The sequence below is a fragment of the Streptomyces sp. NPDC001480 genome, from assembly GCF_042894725.1.
Taxonomy (GTDB): domain Bacteria; phylum Actinomycetota; class Actinomycetes; order Streptomycetales; family Streptomycetaceae; genus Streptomyces.
On the sequence record NZ_JBIAVX010000012.1, the window covers coordinates 308,096 to 333,856 of the forward strand.

A 25,761-nucleotide genomic window follows, 5' to 3' on the forward strand; every position below is an offset into this window, starting at 1 on the left:
CCCGCCGTGGCGTACCCCGCTGGGACGCGTCCTGCATCAACGCTAAGCCGCGCCTCCTGGCCCCGCGACCGGGGGAACCGGGCTGGAACAGCGCGTCGATCGCGCGGCACATGACCACCGCGTCCCACGGCGTCCTGCCGCCCCGAGCGGTCAAAGGTCCTAACGGGTGCTCAGCCGGCCCCCGGTGAGGCTCCGCTCGATGGCCTGCTGGGCCACCTCGAGTACGGCGGTCCGGCCGGGGACCGGCCGAGGTGCCGCGGTGCGCGGGGAGCCGGGCACCGCGGGCGCGTCCGGGGCCCGGTCCGCCGCGGCGTCGATGAGGGAGGCCGGCTCGTCGTCCCCGAGGTCGCGCAGCAGTCCGGCGAGGTTGCGCAAGGTGGTCCACAGATGGGTCCAGTTGCCGGTGCGGGCGAAGTACCCGATGACGTCGCGGTAGCCCTCCAGCGCCTCGTGGACCCGGCCCCGCGCGGCACGCACCGACAGCAGCCCGACGGTCGAGACGCCGACGAGGAATGTCGCGCCGGAGGCGCAGGCCAGGTCGACGGCCTCGACGTAGTGCCGTTCGGCGAGTTCATGGTGGCCCGCGAGGTTCTCGATCTCCCCGGCGACGTAGGCGCCCCAGGCGCGCATCGAGGGCGACACCGCGTCGGCCCACCCCCGCTCGTTGAGCCGGCGCGCCGCGTCAGGGGCACCCGCGTAGGCCGTCGCGAGGGCCGCGATCCCGAGGCACTCCCGGTGCGGACCGACGAGCTCGGCCGCGGCCAGGGCGTGCTCCACCACGGCGTCGTGGGCGCCGCGTGCCAACTCGGCCACCGCGAGCACCATCAGGCACTGCCAGGGCGCCTCGCCCCCGGCGTTCCTCTCCGGCCCGGCGCGCAGCCCGGCGCGGGCGAACCGTTCCGCGCGGGCGAAGTCCCCGCGGTGGTAGACGGCCTCACCGGCGGCCCCGAGGACCAGGCCCGCGCCCGGGTGGCCGGCGAGCGCCGGGTCGGCGGCGAGTTCCTCCGCCCAGTCCCGGATCTCGACGAGGTCACGGTAGGCGATCGCATCGAACAGCCCGACGACCATCGCGACGGCGTAGTCCAGCAGTCCCCGGCCGCGGACCAGCCGCCATGCGGCCCGCAGGTTCGGCAGCTCGCGGCGCAGTTCCGCATCGGCCGCGGGCTCCCGTTCCGCCGCCATGGCGGCGCGGAACCGTCCGGTCAGCTCGACGGCCCACCGCACCATCCGCTCCGCCGCGGCCTCGTCCTCGCCGAGGGCCGCGAGCCGGTCGAGCCCGAACGCCCGCAGCGTTTCGAGCATGCGGTACCGCGTGGTCCCCTCGAGGCTGGCATCGAACGTGGCGTCGATCATGGAGGCGTCGACGAGGCGGGCCACCGCACTGCCGGGGTCCCCCGCCGGCCCCAGGTCGGTGGCGATCCGCTCGGCGGTGTCGAGGTCCACGCCGTCGGCGAAGACCGACAGGTGCCGGAACAGCCGCTGCTCGTCCTCCGTGAGGAGCCGGTACGACCACTCGACGGTCGCGCGCAGGGTCCGGTGCCGGGACTCCCCGCTGGTGCTGCCCCCGCCGAGCAGGTCGAGCGAACGGTTCAGACGCCGTCGGAGATCGCCGAGGGAGAACGTGGACAGCCGGCCGGCGGCCAGTTCGATGGCCAGCGGTATCCCGTCGACGCGCCGCACGACATCGGCGATCGCGGCCAGTTCCGCGCGGGCCGGGGGCCGGCCGGGGCGGACCCGGCGCGCCCGGTCCAGGAAGAGCGCCACGGACGCCGCCTCCGCGGGATCCCGGCCGGGGTGGGGCAGCGGGAGCGGCGGCAGCCGCCGGACGTGTTCGGCGGCCAGCCCCAGCGGCTCGCGGCTGGTCGCCAGCAGCGTGGTGCCGGGACAGCGGGCGAGGATCACGTCCACCATGTCCCGGACGGCGTCGAGCAGGTGCTCGCAGTTGTCGACGACCAGCAGACCGGTGCGCTCGGCCAGCACGGACACACAGGCGGCGAGGACGTCTCCGTGGTCGACCCTCAGGCGCAGGGCCGCCGCCAGCGCGTGCGGAACGGCGGCGGGATCGGAGACCGGTGCGAGGCGCAGCACCGTCGCCGCGCCGCTCCGCCGGGCGACCTCCTGTGCGACGCGGGTCTTGCCGACGCCGCCGGTCCCGACGAGCGTGACCAGGCGCTCGGCCGCCAGCAGCCGGTGCAGGGACACGACCTCGGACTCGCGGCCGAACAGCCGGGTGGCGGGCCGGGCGGGCGCGGGCGCGGTGCCCGCGCCGCAGAGGTCCTTCTCTGCGTCGTCCAGGGCCGGCGACGGATCGAGACCCGTCTCGTCGACCAGGCGGCGCCGGTACTCCCGTCCGACGCGCAACGCCTCCGGGGCCTGCCCGGTCGCCGCCAGCGCCCGCATGTGCAGGAGCACGGCGGGCTCCCGCAACGGGTCGGCGGCCGCCCGCGCGGCGGCGAGGCCCACCACCTCCTCGGCCCGCCCCGCGGCGACGGCGGCGGCGATCAGCGCGTCGGTCACCTCGCGGCCCAGCTGCCGGCACTCCTCGACCGCGGCGGCCACGGGGTCGACGTCGGTGAGGTCGGCGAGCACCGGCCCGCGCCACAGCTCGTGCGCCTCCCGCAGCAGCGCGCACGCGCCGGCCGGGTCCCGCCGCGCCTGCTCCCGTGCCCTGGCGAGCATCGCCCGGGCCCGTGCCAGGTCGAGTTCGCAGGGCCTGAGGGCGAGCCGGTAGCCGTCGTGCCGGGTCTCCAGCCTGCCCGCCGCGGGACCGAGGTGCCCGCGCAGCCGGGACACGTGGTTGTGCAGGGCCTGCCGCCCCGACGCGGGCACCCCCGACGGCCACAGGGCGTCCACGAGCCGGTCGACGGTCACGGACCGCCCTTCGGCGAGCGCGAGCAGCGCGAGCACCGTGCGCCGCCGCGGGCCGGGGACCTCCACCGGGGCACCGTCGACGAGGAGACGCAGGGGCCCGAGGACCTCCACCCGCAGCGACGGCGGCTGCGGCCCGTCCGTCATGGCGCCTCCCGGTGTCCTGCGCGTCGGACAAACACGTCATATCCGTACAAGCATGAATAAGTCGGATCAAACTGGACGTGGTAGTACGACGATATCCCGTGCGAGGGCCGTGACAGTGTGCGCGCCGAGCCTTCCTGGTGACCGCACAGCCGGTCCGACGGAAAGGGAGAACGGGAAATGGACCACGAGAAGATCAACGAGTTCCTGGGCCGCTTCGTGACCGACCTCGCGGCGACCGAGGCCGCCGGATCAGTCGCGCTCGGCCACCGGCTCGGCCTGCACGGCGCGCTCGCCGAGGGCTCCGCGACACCCGAGGAGTTCGCGGAGCGCACCGGCTGCCATCCGCGCTACCTCACCGAGTGGTTGCGCGGCCAGGCCGCGGGCGGATACGTCGGCTACGACCCGGAAACCGGCCGGTTCGCGCTGACCGAGGAGCAGGCGTTCTGCCTGGCCGACCCGAAGGGTCCCAATGTCGCGGCCGCGTTCCGCTTCGCCCTGGGCATGCTGCGCGCCGAGCCCCGTATCGCCGACGCGTTCCGCACCGGCGAGGGCTTCGGCTGGCACCAGCACGACGAGGAGGTGTTCGTCGGAGTCGACGCCTTCTTCCGGCCCGGCTACGAGGCCGAGCTGGTCCCCAACTGGATCCCCGCGCTGGACGGGATCGACGCCAAGCTCACCGGAGGGGCCCGGGTCGCCGACGTCGGCTGCGGGCTCGGCTCGTCCGCGGTGCTGCTGGCCGAGGCGTACCCGCGCACGACCGTCGTCGGGTCCGACTACCACCGTGAGTCGATCGAGCTGGCCCGCGAGAAGGCCGCCGAGGCCGGGGTCGACGACCGGGTGACCTTCGAGGTCGCCACCGCCCAGACCTTCGCGGGGACGGACTACGACCTGGTGACCATGTTCGACTGCCTGCACGACATGGGCGATCCCCTCGGGGCCGCCCGCCGGGTGCGCGAGGCCCTGGCCGAAGACGGCACCTGGCTGCTGGTGGAACCGTTCGCCACCGACCGGGTCGAGGAGAACTTCAACCCGGTGGGAAGGCTGTACTACAGCGGCTCCACATTCCTCTGCGTGCCCAACTCCCTGTCGCAGCAGGGAGGTTACGCGCTGGGCGCGCAGGCCGGCGAGTCGGCCGTGCGCGAACTGTCCACCAAGGCCGGTTTCACCAGGTTCCGGCAGGCCGCGGCGACCACGTTCAACTCGGTGTACGAGATACGGCCGTGAACGGGCCCGGGGCGCGCCGAACACGGTGCTTCCCCCGGAGACGGCTGTCTGGGACAGAGCGACCCACCTTGCCCGCCGTCCCGGCGGCCCGGAACGGGGAACACGGAAGACATGGCCGGCAACGTCGATCTCAGTCAGTTCCTGCGCCGGTGCCGCGACCGCATCGCACCGGAATCGGCCGGTCTGCCGGAGGGCGGGGCCCACCGGCGCGTGCCGGGCCTGCGGCGCGAGGAAGTCGCGCAGCCAGCCGGCGTCAGCACGGACTACTACACGCGCCGCGACGGCCGCCGGATACGACGCGTACGTCGCCGTGGACGCCTCCGGCACGTTCAGCCAGGCCGAGCGGGAAGCCGGACTGCTGCGCATGCAGCGGGCGGGCGTCGTCGTCAGCGACTACGCCACCCTCACGGTCGAGGCCCTGGCCGACAACGCCGAAGCCGAGTCCGGCGCCGTCTACGCCGCCCTCGGCATGCCGTTCGCCGTACTGGTCGGCCAGATCTCCGCGGCCCACCAGCACTGAAGCCGGCTCCCCGCGTCCGGCCCCCGGTCAGGCGTCGGTTGCCGCGTGGACGCGTCGGCCCTCGACGAAGGTCTGGAGGACGCGGGTGGCGGCGATCTCCTCGGCGGGGGCAGCGAAGGGGTCGCGGTCGAGGACGACCAGGTCGGCCGATTTTCCTACGGTGATGCTGCCGGTGGTGGTGTCGAGATGGTTCACGCAGGCGCTGCCCGCCGTGTACGCGGCGATGGCGGTTCCCAGGTCGAGGCCCTGCTCCGGGAGGAAGACGGGGGTACCCGCGGGCGCGTCCGGGGCGACGCGGTTGACGGCGACGTGGATGGCCTGGAACGGATCGGGGCTGCTGACCGGCCAGTCGCTGCCCGCGGCCAGCGTCGTGCCCGCGCGCAGGAGGTCGCCGAACGGGTACTGGCGGGTGCCGCGTTCGGCGCCCAGGAAGGGCAGGGTCAGTTCGTCCATCTGCGGTTCGTGCGCGGCCCACAGCATCTGGAGGTTGGCGCTCGCCCCCAGGGTCCGGAAGCGCGGGATGTCGTGCGGGTGGACGACCTGGAGATGGGCCAGGTGGTGCCGTGTGTCGCGGTGGCCGTTGGCCTGGCGGGCGGCCTCCACCGCGTCGAGTGCCTCGCGCACCGCGCGGTCGCCGAGGGCGTGGAAGTGGACCTGGAAGTCCAGTGCGTCGAGTTCGGTGACGTACTTCTTCAGCGCTTCGGGCTCGACGAAGCTGATGCCGCTGTTGTCGGAGGCGCAGCCGCAGCCGGTGAGATACGGATCGAGCAGGGCGGCGGTGTGGTTCTCCGCGATGCCGTCCTGCATGATCTTCACGGTCCCGGCACGGAACCGTCCCCTGCTCAGCTCCGCGCGGCGGGCGAGCAGTTCCGGGAGCTGCTCGGCGCCGCGCTCCCGGTCCCACCACAGGGCGCCGACGACACGGGCGGTGAGCAGGCCCCGGTCGAGGGCCGCCTGGTAGGCGGGTGCCGGGTCCGTCATGTTGGTGAAGGTGCCGACGATGGCGTCCTGCCAGGCGGTGACGCCATAGGAGTGCAGTACGGCCTGTGCGCGCAGCAGCGCGGCGAGCTGTTCCTCGGGCGTGGGGTCGGGCACCAGGCGGCCCACGAGGTGGACCGCGCCCTCCTGGAGCATCCCGGTCGGGTTGCCCCCGGCGTCACGCTCGATCCGTCCGTCGGCCGGGTCCGGGGTACGGGAGTCGATGCCGGCCCGCTCCAGTGCCCGGCTGTTGACCCAGGCGCCGTGATGGTCGCGGTTGGGCAGGAAGACGGGCCGGTCGGGGACGATCGCGTCGAGGGCGGCGGCCGTGGGGGAGCCGCCGGGGAACGCCTCCAGGGACCAGCCGCCACCGGTGATCCACTCGGCGTCCGGGTGCTCGTCCGCGTACGCCTTGATCCGGCGCAGGTACTCGGCCGGGTCGACGGTGTCGCCGAGATGGCACAGTCCGAGCTCGATGCCCGCGCCCTGCGGGTGGACATGGGCGTCCTGGAAGCCGGGCAGCAGCAGCTTCCCGGCGAGGTCGACGACCTCGGTGCCCGGCCCGATCAGCTCGTGCACCTCGTCGTGGCCGACGGCGGCGATCCGCCCGCCGCGCACGGCCACCGCGGTGGCGCGGCTGCGGGTGGGATCCACGGTGTGCACGGGGCCGCCGGTCAGCACGAGATCGGCGGGGCCCGTGGCCTGTTCATGCGTCATGTGAGGGAACTCCGGATGGGGGAGAGGGGATCAGACCGCGGTGCGGTCCATCGGCAGGGTCAGGGCTTCGGCGTCGGTGCCGCGTCCGGTGGTGAAGTACGGCGAGCGCCGGACGTACCTGGCGACGGCGGCCATGCCGAGGCCGACCAGGACGATGCCGGCGGGCAGGGAGAACATGAACCAGCCGTTGTCCGGGCTGAGTTCGAAGTGGTCGCTCATGGTCAGGTACGAGTATCCGAGGTAGCCGCCGAGGCCCAGCAGGACCAGGCTGGACGCGCCGGGCACGGCGACCGCGAGCAGGGCCTCACGTGGGCCTTCGCGCAGCGCGGAGCGGAAGCGGACGGCGCAGGCCAGCGCGGTGAGGCCGTAGTAGAGGGCGACGACCAGGCCGATGGCGTTGACGGCGGTCAGCAGCATGTCGCTCAGCTTGGGGATGGCGACGGCGAGCAGGGCGATCAGGGCGGCGACGGCCATCACGACGACCGTGCCGACGGCGGGAGTGCCGTATCGCGGATGGACGCGGGTCCACAGCTGTCCCATGGTCCGGTCCCGGCCCATGGCCAGCAGTCCGCGGGCCGTCGGGATCAGGGTGGCCTGGACGGAGGTCACGGCGGAGAACATCAGGGCGATCAGGGGCAGGGTGGCCCAGGGCTCCGCGGCCAGCTTCGAACCGAGGTAGGGGAGGGCCTGGGGTCCGTTGCGGACGAGTTCGGGCAGGCTCATCTCGCGCTGGAAGGCGACCGAGGCGAAGAGGAACAGGCCGAGCATGGCGAACAGGGCGATGAAGCTTCCCCGGGCGGAGTCGTCCACCCGCTTGGTCTCCTCGTTGACGCTGAAGGCGGCGTCCCAGCCCCAGAAGAAGAACACCGCGAGCACCATGCCCTGGGCGAACGCGGTGCCGTCGGAGATGTCGAAGGGGTTGAACCAGGAGAGGGAGACGGTGTGGTCGCCGGTGACCACGGCCCAGCCGCAGAAGGCCAGCAGCACCGCGTACTCGAAGACCAGCAGGGAGAACTGGAACCGGGTGGCGGCACGCATCCCGGTGACGGTCAGGGCGGCGAGGGCGAGGAGGATGACGAGACCGGCCGCCGTACTGATGCCGGTGGATCCCGGATCGAGGGTGATGCCGGCGAGGCTGTGCAGCCCGGCCCGGTTGGCCAGGATCAGCACGACCGAGCCCATGACCGCGCTCGTGTAGGCGCAGAAGATGACCGAGCCGACCAGGGTGACCCAGCCCGTCAGGAAGCCCGGCCAGGGCCCGAGGGACTTGCCTACCCACACATAGCCGTTGCCGCAGTTGGGTTCCGAGCGGTTGAGCCGGGCGTAGGCGGTGGCGATGCCGAGGACCGGCAGGAAGGCCAGCAGCAACAGCGCCGGAGCCTGGAGGCCCACGATGGAGGCGATGGTGCCCATGCCGATGGCGATGCTGGTGGTGGCGGCGGTACTGGACGCGGCGAGGGCGACGCCGTCGACGACGCCGAGGGAACGGCGCAGCGCGGGGCGGGAACCGCCGGACGGTTGTGGTCTCGGACCGGACGAGGCAGGGGTGGAGGACGTGGCTGACATGCGGGGCTCCTCGCAGGACGGGGACGGGGGAAGAGCCGATCGGGAATGCGATGGAACATCCGGCGCCCGTATTCCGTCAATGCTGTTGACGTAAGGAGGCCGGGGGCCGTTCACTGCGGGTACGCCGCTCCGTGCCGGCCCGGACGAGAGGAACCCCGGATGCCCACCCGTGTCCCGCAGGAACGCAGGCGCCGCCGGCCCACCCGTTCGGGTGTCCTGCTGTCGGAGGACCTGATCGTGGAGACCGCGCTCAGACTGATCGGCGAGCACGGCCCCGAGGCGCTGAGCGTGCGCCGGCTGGGGGCGGCACTGGGCTGCGATCCGAGCGCCCTGTACCGCTACTTCCACGACACCGACGACCTGGTGCTCGCCATCGCCGACCGCATCATCGGCGACGCGATGGCCGGGTTCGTACCCGGGGACGACTGGGTGGCCGCACTGCGCGAGATGGCGCTGCGGGTGCGCGCCGGATATATCGCCCACCCCCGGGCGGCCGCCATGGCCTCGCACCGGGTGACCCGGCGTGCGAACGAGATCCAGGCGGTGGAGACGGGAATCGGGCTGCTGCTGTCCGCCGGCTTCGAACCCGCCCGCGCCGTACGGCTCTACCTCGCCTTCATCGACACCGTGCTCAGCCACGCCGCGACGGACGCGGCGTTCCACGCGCTTCCCCGGCAGCAGCGCGAAGCCGACCAGCGGGCCTGGCAGGACGTGTACCAGGGCCTGGACCCCGAGTCGTACCCGGCGCTGACCGCGACCCGCGGCGAGCTGCCCGGGATGGCGGACAGCTCCTTCGAGGAGTCCGTGGACCTGCTCCTGGACGCACTCGCGGCACGCGCCCCGAGAAAGCCCCGGGACACCGGCGGCACCAGGGCCCGAGCGACCACGCCCGACCTGTGAGGCACCCGTTCCGCTCGCTCAGTGCTCGCGCCGCTCGCCGCTGGGCATGACAGGGTGCCGCCCGAGGACGAAGACACCGGTGATCACCGCGACCACCCCCGCGGCCTGCCAGGCCAGTGCGCCGGGCTCGGTGCGCAGCTCGTCCTGGAGGAAGCCGATGCCGCAGGCGATGCCGATCAGGGGTTCGGCGGCGGTCAGCGCCGGCAGGGACAGGCGCAACGGCCCGGCCTCGAAGGCACTCTGCACCAGCAGCAGACCCACCACCGCCAGCGCCACGACGGCCCAGGGCTGCCACGAGACGAGCAGGCCGCTGATTCCCCTGGCACCCACGATGCCGCCGCTGACCCGGGTGAGCGCGTCCTGGAGGCCGTAGAGCGTGCCCGCCGCGGCGGCCAGGAAGGGCGGCCGGCGCAGCAGCCGCAGGCGCTGGGCGAAGACGACCAGGACCCCGGCCAGCCCCAGTACGCAGCCGATCACGAGCCAGTGCCGCAACGCACCGACCTGGCCGTGACCGCTCTGCGGGTGCCCCGCCAGGACGAAGGCCGCCACCCCGCCGCTGAGGGCGAGCGCCCCCAGCCACCCCGACCGGCCGAGCGGCTGATCGCCCATCCACCGGGCGAGGGCCATCGCGAAGAGCAGGTTGGTGGTGAGCAACGGCTCCACCTGGGCCAGGCTGCCGCGCGTCAGCGCGAGCGCCCCGAGGATCTGGCCCACGACCATGCAGCCGATGCCGGCCAGCCACAGCGGCACCCGCGCCAGGTCCAGCAGCAGCCGGAAGGACAACATCAAGGACAGCGGTTCGCGTTCGGCCGCGTGCTGCTGGAGCACGAAGCCGAAGCCCAGCAGACACGCGGCGGGAAGGCTGAAGAGGTACACCACGGCCTGTCATCCTCCTGCCCGGACCGTGCGGAGGCCCTGTACGGCCGGAGCCCGGCCGGGAGCGTTGCGCAAAGACACCCACGTGGCTCAGCGCCGTGCCGCCCGTGCGCCGCCCCACGTTTGAAAGCCGTCAGCTCCGGCTACCCCTCGATGGTCGGTGTCATCGTCGGATGCGCGGGTGCGGGCGGGGAGGTCAGCTTGGGACGCGTCACGGCGGATCCGGGTCCGGCCCCGTCCACCCTTGTGCCAGGCACGCCCGGGACGGGCGTGGCGCTGGTGACCGGCGCGTCCTCCGGGATCGGGGCGGCCGTCGCGCGGGCCCTGGCCAACGAGAGGTGGGCGCTGCTGGTCTCCGGCCGCGACCGGGCCCGGCTGGACACGGTGGCCCGGGAGACGTCCGGCGTCGCGATCCCCTGCGACCTGTCCGGCGCCGACGGCGCCCGGCAGCTGGCCGACCGGGCCCTTCGGCAGGTACCGGGAATCGACCTGCTGGTGGCCGCGGCGGGGGTGGGCTGGGCCGGGCCGTTCACCTCGATGCCCGGCGGCGAGGTGGACCGGCTGCTCACCGTGGACCTGGTATCGGTGGTGCATGTCGTCCGGCAGGTCCTGCCGCACATGGTGGCGCGGCGCCGAGGCCGGCTGGTGCTGATCGGCTCCATCGCGGGCTGCGTCGGGGTACGGGAGGAGGCGGTGTACTCCGCGGCCAAAGCGGGACTCGGCGCCTTCGCCGACGCGCTGCGGTACGAGCTCGACGGCACCGGCGTGCGGCTGACCCACGTCGTGCCGGGCGCGGTGGACACTCCCTTCTTCGCCCGGAGAGGGGCGCCCTACTCCCGCCGCCGTCCGCGTCCGATCCCGCCCGAGCGGGTGGCCGCGGCGGTCGTCGCGGCGGTGCGCAGGGAACGCGACGAGGTGTTCGTGCCCGGCTGGCTCCGTGTACCGGTCGTGGTCCGCCGCCTCGCGCCCGCCTCGTACCGGCGCCTGGCCACCCGGTTCGGCTGAGGCGAGCCGGACGTGCGAGGCAGCCTCGACCGGGGCCGGTCGGTCACCACGGCCCTCGCCGTCGTCCCGGCGCTCGTCGCCGCGGTCCACATCGTGCCCGCCGGGACCTGGCTCCCCGGTCCGCGGCGCGCCTGGCTTCCGGCCCTGGCCGGCGTCGGCGGCGGCGACCATGTGGCGCTCACCTTCGACGACGGGCCCGATCCCCGCTCCACCCCCGCTTTCCTCGACGCGCTGGACGAGCTGTCGGTCCGCGCCACCTTCTTCGTGCTGGGTGAGCAGGTGCTGTGCCACCGGCGGCTGAGCCACGACATCGTCCGGCGCGGTCACGAACTGGCGGTCCACGGCTGGACGCACGACCGCCCCTGGCGGCCGGCACCGGCCCGGGAGACCCGACGGCTGACGCGGGCCGCGCACACGGTGGCGGAGGTGTCCGGTGCGGCCCCGGCCTGGTACCGGCCCCCGTACGGCATCCTGACCGGTGACCGCCTGCTGGCCGCGCGCCGCACCGGGCTGCGTCCGGTCCTGTGGACGGCCTGGGGCCGCGACTGGACGGACCGTGCCACCGCCGAGTCCGTGACGGCGACCGTCCTGGCGGACCTGCGGGGCGGCGGCACGGTGCTGCTGCACGACACCGACCGCCAGTCGGCACCGGGCTGCTGGCGGGCGGCGCTGGGTGCGCTGCCCCGGCTGGTGGGCGCGTGCCGGGCGGCGGGCCTGACGGTCGGACCGCTCGGCGAGCACCGCGTCACGGGCCGGGACTGACCGGGCGGGACATCGGATCCTCCCTCAGGCGCAGAGACGTTCCAGCGGACGTACGACATCACCCTGGAAGAGACGGCGGGCGGCGGGGGCCGGGCGACCGGGTGCCGTGCCGGCCGCCGTGAGGCGGTCCAGGGACTGCACCAGCTCCCAGGAGTCGGCGGCGTGCTCGGTCAGGCCGAGCGCCGCCATCCGGCGTACCCCCGCCGCGCCGTGGCCGGGGATCGGACGGTACCCGACGACGGGGACGCCGACGGCGAGCGCTTCGAGCGCGGTCTGCCCCGCCGCGTTGTCGACCAGTGCCCCGCAGGCCGCGATCAGGCCCGGCATGTCGTCCACCCAGCCCATGGCGAGCGTGCCGGGCACCCGCGACAGCAGGCGGCGCAGACGCTCGTTCCGCCCGCACAGGACGACCGGCAGATAGCCGGCGCCGGCCAGCAGCCGGGCCGTCGCGTCGAGCCGGCTTCCCACGCCCCACGCGCCCGCCGACAGCAGTACGGGCATGCGCCCGTCGCCCGCCGTGAGTCGCCGTCGCCAGTCCGCCTCGCCGGCCGGGTGCGGGCGGAAGCGGTCGGGCAGCAGCGGACCGCAGGCGAGGGCGGGCCGGCCCAGTCCGTGCCGCACGTTCCGGGCGATCTGCGGGGTGAGGCACAGGTTGAGGTCGTTGCCCCGGTGCAGCCATTGCCGGTGGACGTCGAAGTCGGTGATGACCACCGCGCTGGGCACCGTCAGCCGTCCGAGTGCCCGCATCCGGCCGGTCAGTTGCGCGGCGAGGTGGAAGACCGCGACGACCGCGTCGGCGCGCCCGCCCGCCACCTCCGCCCGCAACCGGTCCTCGGCGAGCGCCGCGAGCGGCGCGCTGCCCGGCCGCGGACCGCCGCCGGTACGGAAGAAGGCGGAATAGACGCCCGAGTACAGCAGCGGGGCATGCCGGACCGTCGCGCGGTAGAGACCGCGCAGCCCGGCCCCGATACGGGCGGGCAGCATCTCCAGTACGTCCGTGTGCGACACCTCGTGCCCGGCCTCGCGCAGGCGCCGGGCCAGCTCGGCGGCGACCGCGTCGTGGCCCGACCCCATGCTCGCGCCGACCACCAACAGGCGGCAGGGGCAGGTCCGCGCCATGGGCACCTCGCTTCGAGCAGTGAGCAACAGGTATCCGCAGCACCGGCAGGCTAACGGGCGCCGCCGGTATGGGTAGGTTTATCACCGCGTACATCCCGTCAACGGCAGGCATGCGCATGAACGTGCTCACGGTCGTCATGGCCCTGCTCTCGGCGCTGTCCAACGCGACGGCGTCCGTCCTCCAGCGCAGGGCCGCCGTCGAACCGGACGAAGTCACCGGCCGCGGAGCCCGAGCGGCGATGGCCCGCCTGGCGGGGCTCCTGAGTCATCCGCACTGGTGGGCCGGAGCGGTGGCCCTGATGCTCTCGGCCGTCTTCCAGGTCGTCGCCCTGGACGCCGGGCAACTGTCGGTGGTGCAGCCGCTGCTGGCCAGCGAACTGCTGTTCACCCTGCTCGTGGGCGCGGTGGTGTTCCGTCACCGCCCCGGCGCCGGGACCTGGCGGGCCTTCGTGATGCTCGCGGGCGGACTGGCGCTCTTCCTGCTCAGCGCGTCCCCGTCCCCCGGCAGTGAACGGGCCGACGACTGGCGCTGGCTCGTCGTCGGGGGCGGGCTGGCGTGCTGCGTCGCCGTCCTGCTGGCAGCCGCCCTCCGTATGCGTGGCCCCTCACAGGCCGCCACGCTGGGCGCAGCGACCGCCGCTTGCTTCGCGGTCACCGCCGCTCTCATCAAGGAGGTGACCGGACGCTTCGCTGCGGGACCCGCCGCGGTCCTCGCCACCTGGCACACCTACGCCGCCGCAGTCACCGGCCTGCTGAGCGTGCTGCTGCTCCAGTGGACGCTGCGCGCCGGCACCCTCGCGGCCTCCCAGCCGGCCCTGACCCTGGGAGATGCCCTGATCAGCATCACCCTGGGCGGCCTGCTGTTCGGGGAGAGCATCGCGCTGGGCTGGCGCATGCTGCCCGAGGTCCTGGGGGTCGGCCTCATGGCGGCGGGCATCGTCGGGCTGACCCGGTCGCCCGTCGTGGCCTCCGGCGGAAGCTGGGACGAGGTGGAGTCGGAATCGATTACTAACACTTGATTGAACAGTCCAGACTGATAAACCTATGATTAGTAACCATGGACGTGCTGGACAGGACGGGCGACCCCACAGGTGGCTCGGACCGATCACCGCAGACAGCGGCTCTCGCCGGCGCACTGCGGCTGGCCATGGGCCGGATAGTCCGCCGACTGCGCCAGGCTCACGCCGTGGGGGACGTCTCCCTCTCCGGGGTCTCGGTACTGGCCCGGCTGGCCCGCACCGGACCGGACTCGCCCGGTTCGCTCGCCGAACTCGAGCGCGTCAGGCCGCAGGCGATGGCCACCACGCTCGCGGGGCTCGAACAGCGCGGGCTGGTCCGTCGCACCCCGGACGCGGCTGACGGGCGCAGGGCCATCGTGTCGATCACCGACGAGGGCCGGGCGGTGCTGGAGGAGCGCCGCTCCGAGTCCGTCGGCCGGCTCGCCGAGGCCCTCGACGAGCTCACGCCCGAGGAGCGCGAGTCGCTGCGCGCCGCCCTGCCCCTCCTCGACCGGCTGGCGGAACGGCTGTGAGCGGGCCGACGCCCGCCCCCCGGGACCGGCACCCCGCCGAAGGGCTCCGCGGCCGGCTGCTCGCCCACTCCGCCCGCCACCGCGACACGCCCCCGGGCCCCGGCTACAAGTGGGTCGCCCTGTCCAACACCACGCTCGGCGTGCTGATCGCCACGATGGACGCCTCCATCGTGATCATCTCTCTGCCGGCCATCTTCCGCGGGATAGGCCTGGACCCGCTCGCGGCCGGCAACATCGGCTACCTGCTGTGGATGATCCTCGGCTACCTGCTGGTCTCGGCCGTGCTGGTCGTCGTCCTCGGCCGGCTCGGCGACATGTTCGGCCGGGTCCGCATCTACAACCTGGGCTTCATGGTCTTCGCCTGCGCCTCCGTCGCCCTGTCCCTCGACCCGTTCCGGGCCGGCGCGGGCGCGCTGTGGCTGATCCTGTGGCGGATCGTGCAGGCCTTCGGCGGCTCCATGCTCACCGCCAACTCGGCCGCCATCCTCACCGACGCCTTCCCGGCCCGGCAGCGCGGCATGGCCCTCGGCGTCAACCAGATCACCGCGCTCGCCGGGCAGTTCCTCGGCCTGCTCGCCGGCGGTCTGCTCGCCGCGGTCGACTGGCGTGCGGTGTTCTGGATCAGCGTCCCGGTCAGCGTCACCGGCACCGTCTGGTCGTACCTGAGCCTGCGCGAGACAGCCGCCGGCGGACGGGGCCGCATCGACTGGCTGGGCAACATCACCTTCGCCACGGGAGCGGGCGTCCTGCTGGCCGGCATCACCTACGGCATCCAGCCCTACGGCGGCCACCCCACCGGCTGGACCAATCCCTGGGTACTCGCGGGCCTGATCGGCGGCGTGTTCCTGCTGCTGGTGTTCTGCGTCGCGGAGACCCGGGTCGCCGAGCCCATGTTCCGGCTGTCCCTGTTCCGCGTGCGGGCGTTCGCGGCGGGCAACCTGGCCGCCCTGCTCACCTCGATCGCCCGCGGCGGCCTCCAGTTCATGCTGATCATCTGGCTCCAGGGCATCTGGCTGCCGCTGCACGGCTACGACTTCGAGGACACCCCGCTGTGGGCCGGCATCTTCATGCTGCCGCTGACCCTCGGCTTCCTGATCGCCGGCCCCGTCTCCGGCTACCTCTCCGACCGGTTCGGCGCCCGGCTGTTCTCCACGGCCGGCCTGGTCGTGGTCGCCTGCTCCTTCCTCGGCCTGCTGGCGCTGCCCGTGAACTTCGAGTACGGCCTGTTCGCCGCGCTGCTGTTCCTCAACGGTCTCGGCCAGGGCATGTTCTCCTCGCCCAACACCTCGTCCATCATGGGCAGCGTCCCGGCCCGCTACCGGGGCGTGGCCTCCGGGATGCGCTCCACCTTCCAGAACTCGGGCACGGCGCTGTCCATCGGCGTCTTCTTCTCGCTGATGGTGTCCGGGCTGGCCTCCTCCCTGCCCGCCACCCTCAGCAGCGGCCTCCAGGCACACGGCGTACCCGCCGGCACCGCCCACGACGTGGCCTCTCTGCCGCCGGTCAGCACGCTCTTCGCGACGTTCCTGGGCAACAACCCCATCGGCCATCTGCTCGGCGCCGGCGGCACCCTGGACCATCTCACCGCGTCCCAGCGCGCCACCCTGACCGGCCACACCTTCTTCCCGGAACTGGTCTCCGGACCCTTCCACCACGGCCTGGGCATCGTCTTCGGCGTCGCCGCGGGCATGGCCCTGGTCTCCGCCCTGGCCTCCGCCCTGCGGGGCGGCCACGAACGCGCCGGCGACGACGCCCCGAAGAGCGGACCGGAGCACTCGTCCGACAGGACGGTCGGCGGGCGACTTGCATGATGATGATCCGATGGCCATTCAACCGATCGGTAGCGCACGGCAGATGCCCGCCGGGCTCGCCGCGCTCGCTCTCGGCAGTTTCGGGATCGGCCTGACCGAGTTCGTGATCGCCGGGCTGCTCCCGTAGGTGGGGCGGAGCCTCGCGGTGTCCGAGGCCGCGGCGGGACGGCTGATCTCCGGATACGCCCTGACGGTCGCGGTCGGCGCGATCGTGGTGACGGCCGCCACCGCGGTCCTGCCCCGCAAGGCCGTCCTCGTCGGGTTGGTGGCGCTGTTCGTCGCCGGGAACCTCCTGTCCGCCGTCGCACCGGACTGTCCCGTCATGATGCTCGGCCGGGTGGTCGCGGCACTGTGCCACGGCTCGTTCTTCGGCATCGGCTCGCTCGTCGCGCGGCGCATGGTCGCTCCCGCTCGTCGTCTACGGCACCGGTCGGTGCCCTAGTCGGCGAACGCTGGGGGTGGCGCGCCACGTGCTGGGCGATCACCGGCATGGGTGTCGGCGCCACGGTCGCCATCGCCGTACTGGTGCCGGGCCGGGCCGGCGCCGTCGACCGGCCGCAGTCCCCGGAGAGCGCCGGCTCCGCCACCGGCCGGGCGGCCGGACCGCGTGCCCGGTTCCGTGCCTTCCGGTCGGTACAGGTGTGGCTGACCCTCGCCGCCACCTCGCTCGGTTACAGCGGGATGTTCGGCGCGTTCAGCTACCTGGCGTACGCCTTCACCCGGGTCACGCGAACGTGCCGGGCGTAGGCTTCGCCGGGGTTCCGGGCTTCATCACCCGGGTCACCGACCACGCCCACGGCGTACCGCTCGCCGCGAGCGCCGACGTGTCCGCCTCCAACATCGGCGACGCCCTGGGCGCCTGGCTCGGCGGCCTCGCCATCAGCGCGGGTCTCGGCTACACGGCTCCGCTGTACGTCGGCGCCGCCGTCGTCCTGCTCGGGCTCGCCGTGATGACGGCCGCCGCACGCCGACCGGGACCCGGGAACTCGGCTGTCTGTACTACAAAGTGACGTACTGTGCCGGGCGTCGCGAGCCTCGAAGGACCTCGGCCTGTGATCATGGGGCGTTCGCTGAAGGTGGTCACGGCAACGCACTGTGGGTGATGTGGTGAACTGGTTGACCTCGCAGCCGGCGGTGGTACTGGTCGTGGGCGGGCTCCTGCTCGCCTTCCTGGTCGCGGGCCTGGCACGGATCGGCGTCCGGTTGCTCGTGCCGGTCGGGGAACAGGACCGGGTACCGCAGATCGTCACGCCCCTGATGCCGACACTCGGCGCCGCCTTCGCGATCTTCGCGGCCCTCACCCTGGCCAGCGAGTCCGGCTACCTGCGAGCTGCTGAGGGGCTGGTGAGCGACGAGGCGGCCGCGGCCTCGCGCCTGGCGTGGGCGGCGACGAGTCCGGGAATCCACTCGGAGCCGATCCACGCGGCGCTGATGAACTACCTTCAGACGACGCGCGTCAGGGAGTGGAACGGCGCGGCGGCGGCGTCAGGTGACGACCCGGAAACCGCTCGTGCGGTCGCACAGCTGGAACGCGGCGTACGCGCCGAGGCGGCCCGGCCCGAGGTGGGAACCACGGCCGGCACGGAACTGCTGGCTGCCCTGGACGGTGTCACCAACGGCCGTCGCGCCCGCATCGCGGCCGCCTCGCGCGCCGTACCCGTGCTCTACGTCATCACACTGGTGGCCAGCGGACTGGCCTTGATCGTCAACGCCGGCGCACTGGTCTTCCGCAGCAGCCTGCGCACATCACTGCTCATCGCGGGTGTCGCGAGCGTGGTCGGGCTGAGCCTGGCGTTGCTGTTCGCACTCAGCGGGCCCTGGAGCGGACCGTTCGTCGTCAGCGGACATCCCCTCGACGCCCTCATCGGGGATCTGAGGTCCGGCTTCTTCGGTGGCGGGTCGTAGCACGTCACGAGAAGCCGAAGCCGAACGTGTCCGTGTCAGCGGTCGTGTCAGCGGTCGTGTCAGAGGCGTGACAGGCGGGTGTCAGGCCCGCCGGTGACGGTAGGGGCATGAAGAGTTCGGCGATCGCGGTCTCAGGGCTGCGCAAGGCATACGGGGACAGGGTCGTGCTCGACGGCATCGACTTCGAAGTCGCCGCGGGATCGGTTTTCTCCATGCTCGGCCCGAACGGGGCGGGCAAGACGACGACGGTGAACGTCCTGACGACGTTGATGAAGGCCGACGCCGGCACGGTGCGGGTCGCCGGGCACGACGTGGCGACAGGGACCAAGGAGGTGCGCGCGGCCATCGGCGTGACCGGGCAGTTCGCCGCGGTGGACGAGTTGCTGTCGGGGCGGGAGAACCTGCGGCTGATCGCGGACCTGAAGCGCGCACGTTCCGGTGACCGGGTGGTCACCGAACTGCTGGAGCGGTTCGACCTGGTGGAGTCGGCGGACCGGCGGGTGTCGACCTACTCCGGCGGGATGCGCCGCAAACTGGACCTGGCGATGACGCTGGTCGGCAAGCCGCGGATCATCTTCCTGGACGAGCCGACGACGGGTCTCGACCCGCGCAGCCGGCGCACGATGTGGGGGATCGTCCGCGAGTTGGTGGCCGACGGGACCACCGTCTTCCTCACCACCCAGTACCTCGAGGAGGCCGACCAGCTCGCCGACCGGATCGCGGTGCTCGACATGGGCCGACTGGTCGCCCAGGGCACCCCCGACGAGCTCAAGCGACAGGTCCCCGGCACCCACGTCCGGCTCCGCTTCACCGGCCTCGACGAACTCGACATCGCGGCACGGGCTCTGCCCGGGTCCAGCCGGGACGACCAGGAGCTGACCCTGCGGGTGCCCAGCGACGGTGAGTCGAGGTCGCTGCGGGCCCTGCTGGACCGGCTCGACGAGCACATGATCAACGCCGAGGAGTTCTCCGTGCACACACCGGACCTCGACGACGTCTTCCTCGCCCTGACCAGGCGCACCAGCACCGACCACACGAACACGGAGGCCATGGCACAGTGAGTACCGTCTCGACGTCGTTCGGCGACTCGGCGATCATGCTGCGCCGCAACTTCAAGCACACGGTCCGCGATCCGGTCACCATGTTCAACGCGATCCTGTTCCCGGTCGTGATGATGCTGATGTTCGTCTACGTGTTCGGTGGCGCCTTCAAGGTCCAGGGCAAGTACGTCGACTACGCGGTGCCGGGCCTGATCGTGATGGCCATCACCTACGGGCTGGGGGCGACCTCGACTGCCGTGAGCGACGACATGACCAAGGGCATCATCAACCGGTTCAAGGCCATGGACGTCTCCCGCGGCGCCGTCCTGACCGGTCATGTCGTCGCCACGACGGTGCGCGGTCTGATCGCCGACGCGGTCATCATCGGCGTCGGCTTCGCGATGGGGTTCCGTCCGCACGCGAGCCTCCTCGACTGGCTCGCCGCGATCGGCGTCATGCTGCTGCTCGGGTTCGGGGCCAGCTGGCTCACGGTCGCCATGGGACTGGCGGCGAAGACCGTGGAGTCGGCGGGCATGGCCACCGTGCCGCTGATCATGCTGCCGTTCCTGAGCAGCGCGTTCGTACCCGCGGACACGATGGGAGCCGGCGTGCGGCAGTTCGCCGAGTACCAGCCGTTCACGCCGATCATCGAAACGCTGCGCGGACTGCTGTCGGGCGGGCATCCGTCGACCGGCCACATGGTCGCGGCCTTCGCCTGGTGCGTCGGTTTCGCGCTCGTCGGATACGTGTGGGCGGTCTCCACCTTCAGGAAGCGAGCGTGACCTCGACCAGCTGGGACCAGCTGGTCCGCGTCCCCTCCCGGACCGCCTCGGCGAACCGTGCGTCGCCGAGGCGGTTCCGCGCCGCCCTTTCGATCCGGGCCACCTCCGGGTGGGAGCGGTCGGGCAGCCCGCGTGCCGCCGCGCTCGCCGCGAGCAGCCGTACGGCCTGCTCGTGCTCGTCGCGGCGCAGGGCCAGGTCCGCGACCCCGACGAGCACCTGCGCGATCGCCAGCGGGTAGCCCGACTCGGCCGCCGCCTCGCAGGCCGCCGCGCGGTGCGCCCGGGCCTCGCCGAGGTCCTCGGCGAGGTAGCCGAGCAGGTCGTGCCGCACCGCGCGCATGTGCGCCAGCTCCGCCTGGTCGCCCAACAGGGCCGTCGCGACACCGAGTTGCTCGCGCGCCCCCTCGGCGTCACCGTCCCACCGGGCGAGCCCCGCCTTCACGAAGGCCAGCTCGGCCAGCGCGTCCGGCCAGGTGACCCGCTCAGCACACCGCTGCGCCTCGGCCAGGGCGGCGGCGCAGGCGTCCCCGTCACCCAGCAGCCGGTACAGCCACGCCTGGTGCGACCGCAACCGGATGACGTCCTCGATGGCACCGACCTCGGTGACGACCGCGATCGCCTCCTCGTAGTACGCGCACGCACCGGCGAGCTCGCCACGCACGGCGATCCGCGCCGCCAGCTCGCTCAGGGCGAACATGATCCCGAACCGCTCGCCGAGCGCCCGGAACTCGGCGAGCGCCGTCTCCAGGTACGCGTCCGCGTCCCGCCCGCCCCAGCCGTGCACGATCCGCATCTTGCCCAGCTGGAGCCGGGCCAGCGCACGCACCCACGGGTCCTCGTTGTCGAGCAGCGGTTCGAACGCGGTCAGGTATGCGTCGGGCTCCCGCAGCATGCGTTCCAGCGGGTCGACGAGCCGCAGCAGCGGGGAGCGGCGCGGGCTGCGCCGGCTGAACCGGTGCGCCTCATGGATCCACTGCGCGGCCTGGCGCTGGTCACCCCGTCCGTCGCCCAGGTACAGCACGATGAGGGCGTACACCATGGCCCGCACCTCGTCGTCCGCCTCGCCGGGCGTCCGGGCGGCCGCGGTGATCAGCTCGATGCCCTCGGTCCGGTGCCCGCCGAGCCACCAGTACCAGCCGGCGCCCGCCGCGAGCCGCATCGCCCCCTGCGCCTCGCCCGCCGCGAGCGCGCCGCGCATCGCCGAACCGAGGTTGTCGTGCTCGGCCGCGAGCCTGGCCAGCCACTCCAGCTGCCCGGCGCGGCGCAGGTGCGGGTCCGCGGCCTCGGCGAGCTCGGTGAAGTAGGCGAGGTGCGCGTGGCGGGCCCGCTCCGCTTCCCCCGCCTGGGCGAGCCGCTGCCCGGCGTACTCCTTGATCGTGCCGAGCATGCGGTAGCGCGGGGCGCCGTCGCCCTCGGCACGCAGCAGCGACTTCTCGGTCAGCGCGGTGAGCAGCTCCAGCACCTGCTCCTGCTCGACCGCGTCGCCCGCGCAGACCTGCTCGGCGGCTTCCAGGCTCGCCCCGCCGGAGAACACCGAGAGCCTGCGCAGGACCGTCCGTTCCGCGTCGCTGAGCAGCTCCCAGCTCCAGTCGACCACCGCGCGCAGTGTCCGGTGCCGCGGCAGCGCGGTGCGGCTGCCGCCGGTCAGCAGACGGAACCGGTCGTCGAGCCGACTGGCCAGCTGGTCGACGGACATGGTGCGCAACCGGGCCGCGGCCAGTTCGATCGCCAGTGGCATCCCGTCGAGGGCCCGGCAGACGCGCGCCATCGTCGCCGGCGTGCGGGCGTCGACCGCGAGATCCCGGCGCACCGCCCCGGCCCGGTCGAGCAGCAGCCGTACGGCGGGGGCGGACGCGATCTCGTCCGGGCCGGCGTCCTTCGCCGGCAGGGCCAACGGCTCGACCGGCCACAGCGCCTCCCCGGTGATGCCGAGCGGTTCCCGGCTCGTCGCCAGGATCCGCAGCCGCCGGCACTCCCCGAGCAACCGGTGCGCGAACGCCGCCGCGGACTCGATCACGTGCTCGCAGTTGTCCAGGATCAGCAGCGCCTCCCGTTCGCGGATCGCGGCTATGAGCCGGCCCGTCAGCTCCGCGTTCGGGGCCTGGCCGAGCAGGGTGTCCCTGAGGCCCAGCCCGGCGAGCGTCGACTGCGCCACGTCGCCGTCCGCGCCGATGGCGGCGAGCTCCACCAGCCAGGCCCCGTCCGGCAGTTCGCCGAGCAGTGTGCGCGCGGTCTCCGTGGCCAGCCTGGTCTTCCCCGCGCCGCCCGGCCCGGTGACGGTGGTGAGCCGGTGCTCGGCCAGCAGCTCACGGACCGCGGCCACATCGGCGCCCCTGCCGACGAAGGTGGTCAGCTCGGCGCGCAGATTGGTCCTACGGCTCTCCTCGCGCCGTCCCAGCTCGCCTCGCAGCAGAGCGACATGCAACGCGGCCAGCTCCGGCGACGGGTCGACGCCCAGCTCGTCGGCCAGGGCCTCCCTCGCACGCTGGTACACCAGCAGCGCCTCGCTGTCGCGACCGGCCGCGACGAGTGCGCGCATCAGCGCGGCGACGAGCCGTTCCCGCACCGGGTGCGCGGCCACCAGGTCGGTCAGCTCGGCGACCAGTTCCGCACCGCGCCCCAGGGCGACGTCCGCGTCGGCCCGCTCCTCCGTGGCGGTCAGGCGCAGCCCCTCGAGTCGTACGACGGCGGCGTCGAACGCGGCGCTGTCCCGCAGACCGACGTCCTGCATGGCCGCACCGCGCCACAGCCCGAGGGCCTCCCGCAGCAGCCGCACCCGCCGGGAACCGTCCTCGGTACGGGCCTGGCCCGCGACGACGAGACGTTCGAACCGCACGGCGTCCACGGCGTCGGGCTCCACCGTCAACCGGTAACCGTCGGTCAGCCCCTCGACCGCTCCGTCCGGCAATGCCTTCCGCAGCCGGGAAACCAGACGGTGCAGGGCGTTCGTCGCATCGGCGGGCGGGTGCTCTCCCCAGATCCAGTCGACGAGCGACGCCTTCGGGACCACGTGACCCGGCTTGAGCGCGAGGGCGATCAGCAATCCCCGCAGCCGCGCGCCCGGCACGTCGGCCGAGCCGCCATCGTCCGTGCGAACCTCCAGTGGACCCAGCATCCCGATCTGCACCCGCCGATTTTGCCATGGTGCGAGATTAGGTGGTGATGCCGGAGGCCATGACGTTCCGGTCGGCGGCGCAGCATGCGGAGCTGCGCGATGGCCAGGTGCACTACCTCCTCCCAGTCCGCGTGCAGGTCCCGGAGCGTGGGGTCGCCGAACAACAGCCGGACATAGGTCCGACGGTCCTCCGGGATACGCCCGAAGTCGGCGAACAGGGCGGCGCCCAGCTGGTTCCAGGCCAATACGTCGGTGCGACGGCCGACCACGACACGTGCGTTCCTGGACCGCGCCGTTCTCCGGAGCAGCAGTGAGCTGACGCCCCGCCAGGCGGCCTCCCGAACACTTCTCTCCGACAGCCGTTGGCCGCACGGTTCGTCCTGAAAGCGCACCCGAGCGCCGGAACTCGGGCAGTTCGTGCGGATTCCGTCCCCGACGCGTCGCCCAAGTACGGCTCGATACCGGCTGGTCCGTACAACACGGGCTTGCCGATGCTTTGACGATCCGTTCCATGGACGTTCAACCAGCAGTCCCTGTCTGGGTCGTGTGCCGTGCCTATGTTCCGTGACCGTTGAGAGAGAAGGGACCCATGGACGCACTCCACGCAGTCCGGGCTCGCGGGATCACCAAGTGTTTCGGCGACGTCGTCGCACTCGACGGCATCGATCTGGATGTGGCGCAGGGGCAGATCCACGGCCTGGCCGGACCGAACGGCGCGGGCAAGACGACGCTGCTCGGCCTCCTTCTGGGCCTGGCCGTCGCCGACAGCGGCCGTCTCGAGATCCTGGGTACGCCGGTAGGGCAGGCACTCGCCGCTCCCGACGGTGTCACCGGCTTCGTGGACGGCCCCGGCCTCTACCCCTCGCTCACCGCCAGGCAGAACCTCGCCGCGCTGGCCGCTCTTCGCGGCGGCGACGCGCCGACAGCGGGGATCGACGACGTGCTCGACCAGGTCGGGCTCACCGATGTCGCCGACGACCGGACCCGCGGGTTCTCCCTCGGCATGCGCCAGCGGCTCGGGCTCGCCGCCGCTCTGCTCACCAAGCCCCGACTGCTCGTGCTCGACGAACCGGCCAACGGTCTCGACCCGGCCGGCAAGAAACACGTACACGGCGTCCTCACCCGGCTCGCCGCGGACGGAACCAGCGTCGTGCTGTCGAGCCACCGCATGGACGACCTCGAGGCACTGTGTTCCGAGGTGACGATCCTGGCCACCGGACGGGTCGTCTTCTCCGGTCCGCTGGGCAAGCTGGCCGCCGAGAACCGTGAACTCGACTACCGGCTGGTCACCTCCGACCAGCAGGCCGCCCGCCGGGTGGCCGTCGGCACGGCCGGGATCCGCGTCGTCGAGGACACCGGTGCGCGGGACGACACCGAGCGGCTCGTCGTGCGGGCGCTGGTGCCCGCCCTCGACGAACTGGTGGTGGGCCTCGTGCACGCGGGCATCGCGGTGCGCGAGCTCACCCCCGTGGTGTCGCCCCTCGAAGCCGCGTTCCTCGCCCTCACCGAGCAGCAGGAGGCCGGTAGATGACCGCCACCACAGTCAACGACCGTGCCGCTGCCGCCAGTCGTGTCTCGGTGCCGCGTGGCTACCGCTTCGAGCTGGTCAAACTGGTCTCGCAATGGCGGATCCGCCTGCTGGTCCTCGCCTGCTGGATCGCACCGGGCCTCTTCGTCGCCGCGGTGAGCCGGCAGAGCACGCTCCCCTCCGACACCCTCTTCGGCCGGTGGATGCACGCCACGGGGTGGGCCGGACCGCTGGTGATGCTCGGCTTCGCGGGCACATGGGCGCTCCCGCTGCTGACCTCGGTGGTCGCCGGCGACGTGTTCGCCTCCGAGGACCGGCTCGGAACCTGGCGCCACCTGCTCGTGGCGGTCCGCTCACCTCGACGGATCTTCGTGGCGAAGGCGCTGGCCAGCCTCACCGTCATCCTGCTGCTCGTGGCCGGGCTGGCCTGTTCCAGCACGGTCGGCGGGGTCGTGGCGGTCGGCAACCGGCCGCTGGTCGGCCTCGACGGCCACCTGCTGGCGCCGGGGGACGCCGCCATGAAGGTCCTCCTCGCCTGGGTCTGCGTACTCGCCCCGACGCTGGCCCTCGCCGGGATCGGACTCCTCGGGTCGGTCGCGCTGGGGCGGTCCCCGATGGGACTGCTGCTGCCCGCGCTCGTCGCGCTCGCGATGCAGCTCGCCCAGATGCTGCCGCTGCCCGTCGCCGTGCGCCTCGCCCTGCCCAGCTACGCCTTCATCGCCTGGAACGGACTGTTCACCAGCCCGACACAGCCCGGTCCGCTGCTGATTGGCATCGTTGTCAGCCTGGTGTGGGCCGTGCTCGCGACCGCGCTGGCCCATCTGCTCTTCCTGCGGCGCGACTTCACCAACCTGACCTACGACGGCTCCGGGCGCCGCGCGGTCACCACCGGATTGCTGCCGCTGGCCGGACTGGTCGCTCTCACGGTCGCGGTCGTCGCCGTGGCGACCCCGTCCGTGGGTTCCGGCATCCAGCAGGACAAGGTGCAGCGGTCCGTCGCCACGGCATTCGCGCACCTCTACCGCTTGCAGACCGACGAACTCAACCGCCCCGCCGTCACCGAGGCGCGGTTGCGGACCACGGCCGCGTGCAACAAGGGCGCCGGCCGGCGCGCGCCCGAAGGTCCGGGCAACGACTGGCGGTGCGTCGTCTCCTGGCACCTGCCCGGCGTCCAGGTCACCGGGCAGGCCGTCTACCAGCTCGATGTCACCGCCGACGGGCGGTTCGTGGCCGACGGCGACGGACCGAAGGAAGTGAACGGCTACTTCCTCGTGCGGACCGCGACCGGGGACGCGCCGAACCCCTTGTGGCAGTTCGACGGGAACGTCGAACTGATCTCCGGCCCATGACGCTCCCTGACACCCCCT

General features: G+C 73.0%; 20 protein-coding genes and 1 pseudogene. 14 read left to right on the forward strand and 7 right to left on the reverse strand.

Going from position 1 to position 25,761, the window contains the following annotated elements; genetic code table 11:
- Positions 1 to 159: 159 nt before the first annotated feature.
- Entirely contained in the window at positions 160 to 3,015 is a 2,856-nt protein-coding gene (locus tag ACFY01_RS29805; RefSeq protein ID WP_390738847.1) for a BTAD domain-containing putative transcriptional regulator, read from the reverse strand.
- Positions 3,016 to 3,192: 177 nt separating this feature from the next.
- Here ACFY01_RS29805 and ACFY01_RS29810 point away from each other — a divergent pair, with 177 nt between their 5' ends.
- Complete coding sequence (locus tag ACFY01_RS29810; RefSeq protein WP_390738848.1) at positions 3,193 to 4,239, forward strand: class I SAM-dependent methyltransferase; 1,047 nt, start codon at positions 3,193 to 3,195, stop codon at positions 4,237 to 4,239.
- A 310-nt stretch (positions 4,240 to 4,549) separates the two neighbouring features.
- Positions 4,550 to 4,759, forward strand: a complete 210-nt coding sequence (locus ACFY01_RS29815) for a hypothetical protein (RefSeq protein WP_390738849.1) — start codon at positions 4,550 to 4,552, stop codon at positions 4,757 to 4,759.
- 27 nt (positions 4,760 to 4,786) lie between these two features.
- Here ACFY01_RS29815 and ACFY01_RS29820 read toward each other — a convergent pair whose 3' ends face one another.
- Together ACFY01_RS29820 and ACFY01_RS29825 are read right to left on the reverse strand one after the other, a co-directional pair.
- Complete coding sequence (locus ACFY01_RS29820; protein WP_390738850.1) at positions 4,787 to 6,454, reverse strand: amidohydrolase; 1,668 nt, start codon at positions 6,452 to 6,454, stop codon at positions 4,787 to 4,789.
- A 30-nt stretch (positions 6,455 to 6,484) separates the two neighbouring features.
- Positions 6,485 to 8,020, reverse strand: coding sequence for an APC family permease (locus ACFY01_RS29825; protein WP_390738851.1), 1,536 nt, complete (start codon positions 8,018 to 8,020; stop codon positions 6,485 to 6,487).
- Between the two features lie 159 nt (positions 8,021 to 8,179).
- On the opposite strand from ACFY01_RS29825, the gene ACFY01_RS29830 reads away from it, so the two are divergent.
- Complete coding sequence (locus ACFY01_RS29830) at positions 8,180 to 8,920, forward strand: TetR/AcrR family transcriptional regulator (protein ID WP_390738852.1); 741 nt, start codon at positions 8,180 to 8,182, stop codon at positions 8,918 to 8,920.
- A gap of 18 nt (positions 8,921 to 8,938) precedes the next feature.
- Here ACFY01_RS29830 and ACFY01_RS29835 read toward each other — a convergent pair whose 3' ends face one another.
- Positions 8,939 to 9,799 carry a DMT family transporter gene (locus ACFY01_RS29835; protein ID WP_390738853.1) on the reverse strand — a complete coding sequence of 287 codons (861 nt, stop codon included), beginning with the start codon at positions 9,797 to 9,799 and terminating at the stop codon, positions 8,939 to 8,941.
- A 198-nt stretch (positions 9,800 to 9,997) separates the two neighbouring features.
- Between ACFY01_RS29835 and ACFY01_RS29840 the strand changes: the two genes are divergently transcribed.
- Together ACFY01_RS29840 and ACFY01_RS29845 are read left to right on the forward strand one after the other, a co-directional pair.
- Entirely contained in the window at positions 9,998 to 10,801 is an 804-nt protein-coding gene (locus ACFY01_RS29840; RefSeq protein WP_390738854.1) for an SDR family NAD(P)-dependent oxidoreductase, read from the forward strand.
- A 12-nt stretch (positions 10,802 to 10,813) separates the two neighbouring features.
- A complete protein-coding gene (locus ACFY01_RS29845) occupies positions 10,814 to 11,563 on the forward strand; it encodes a polysaccharide deacetylase family protein (RefSeq protein ID WP_390738855.1) in 750 nt (249 codons plus the stop codon).
- A gap of 24 nt (positions 11,564 to 11,587) precedes the next feature.
- Here ACFY01_RS29845 and ACFY01_RS29850 read toward each other — a convergent pair whose 3' ends face one another.
- Positions 11,588 to 12,682 carry a galactosyldiacylglycerol synthase gene (locus tag ACFY01_RS29850; RefSeq protein ID WP_390738856.1) on the reverse strand — a complete coding sequence of 365 codons (1,095 nt, stop codon included), beginning with the start codon at positions 12,680 to 12,682 and terminating at the stop codon, positions 11,588 to 11,590.
- 116 nt (positions 12,683 to 12,798) lie between these two features.
- Between ACFY01_RS29850 and ACFY01_RS29855 the strand changes: the two genes are divergently transcribed.
- The 7 genes and pseudogenes from ACFY01_RS29855 (at position 12,799) to ACFY01_RS29885 (ending at position 19,751) form a co-directional block, all read left to right on the forward strand.
- Entirely contained in the window at positions 12,799 to 13,701 is a 903-nt protein-coding gene (locus ACFY01_RS29855) for a DMT family transporter (RefSeq protein ID WP_390738857.1), read from the forward strand.
- A 38-nt stretch (positions 13,702 to 13,739) separates the two neighbouring features.
- Positions 13,740 to 14,213 (forward strand): MarR family winged helix-turn-helix transcriptional regulator, encoded by a 474-nt coding sequence (locus ACFY01_RS29860; protein WP_390738858.1) that lies wholly within the window; start codon positions 13,740 to 13,742, stop codon positions 14,211 to 14,213.
- Between the two features lie 155 nt (positions 14,214 to 14,368).
- Positions 14,369 to 16,024, forward strand: a complete 1,656-nt coding sequence (locus ACFY01_RS29865) for an MFS transporter (protein ID WP_390738907.1) — start codon at positions 14,369 to 14,371, stop codon at positions 16,022 to 16,024.
- 127 nt (positions 16,025 to 16,151) lie between these two features.
- Positions 16,152 to 17,034 (forward strand): annotated as a pseudogene (locus tag ACFY01_RS29870) (MFS transporter).
- Positions 17,035 to 17,140: 106 nt separating this feature from the next.
- Positions 17,141 to 17,929 (forward strand): hypothetical protein, encoded by a 789-nt coding sequence (locus tag ACFY01_RS29875; RefSeq protein ID WP_390738859.1) that lies wholly within the window; start codon positions 17,141 to 17,143, stop codon positions 17,927 to 17,929.
- Positions 17,930 to 18,036: 107 nt separating this feature from the next.
- Positions 18,037 to 18,990 carry an ATP-binding cassette domain-containing protein gene (locus tag ACFY01_RS29880; protein WP_390738860.1) on the forward strand — a complete coding sequence of 318 codons (954 nt, stop codon included), beginning with the start codon at positions 18,037 to 18,039 and terminating at the stop codon, positions 18,988 to 18,990.
- Complete coding sequence (locus ACFY01_RS29885) at positions 18,987 to 19,751, forward strand: ABC transporter permease (protein ID WP_390738861.1); 765 nt, start codon at positions 18,987 to 18,989, stop codon at positions 19,749 to 19,751. Before ACFY01_RS29880 ends, ACFY01_RS29885 begins: the two co-directional genes overlap by 4 nt.
- Here ACFY01_RS29885 and ACFY01_RS29890 read toward each other — a convergent pair.
- Both ACFY01_RS29890 and ACFY01_RS29895 read right to left on the reverse strand, forming a co-directional pair.
- Entirely contained in the window at positions 19,735 to 22,878 is a 3,144-nt protein-coding gene (locus tag ACFY01_RS29890) for a BTAD domain-containing putative transcriptional regulator (protein ID WP_390738862.1), read from the reverse strand. The two genes, ACFY01_RS29885 and ACFY01_RS29890, sit on opposite strands and share 17 nt — an antisense overlap.
- Positions 22,788 to 23,465 (reverse strand): hypothetical protein, encoded by a 678-nt coding sequence (locus ACFY01_RS29895; RefSeq protein WP_390738863.1) that lies wholly within the window; start codon positions 23,463 to 23,465, stop codon positions 22,788 to 22,790. Before ACFY01_RS29895 ends, ACFY01_RS29890 begins: the two co-directional genes overlap by 91 nt.
- Between ACFY01_RS29895 and ACFY01_RS29900 the strand changes: the two genes are divergently transcribed.
- Together ACFY01_RS29900 and ACFY01_RS29905 are read left to right on the forward strand one after the other, a co-directional pair.
- Positions 23,456 to 24,397 carry an ABC transporter ATP-binding protein gene (locus tag ACFY01_RS29900; protein WP_390738864.1) on the forward strand — a complete coding sequence of 314 codons (942 nt, stop codon included), beginning with the start codon at positions 23,456 to 23,458 and terminating at the stop codon, positions 24,395 to 24,397. The two genes, ACFY01_RS29895 and ACFY01_RS29900, sit on opposite strands and share 10 nt — an antisense overlap.
- The gene (locus ACFY01_RS29905) at positions 24,394 to 25,743 is read left to right on the forward strand and encodes an ABC transporter permease (protein ID WP_390738865.1); all 1,350 of its coding nucleotides are present in this window, start codon (positions 24,394 to 24,396) and stop codon (positions 25,741 to 25,743) included. The genes ACFY01_RS29900 and ACFY01_RS29905 overlap by 4 nt, the downstream gene beginning before the upstream one ends.
- The last annotated feature ends 18 nt before the right edge of the window (positions 25,744 to 25,761 follow it).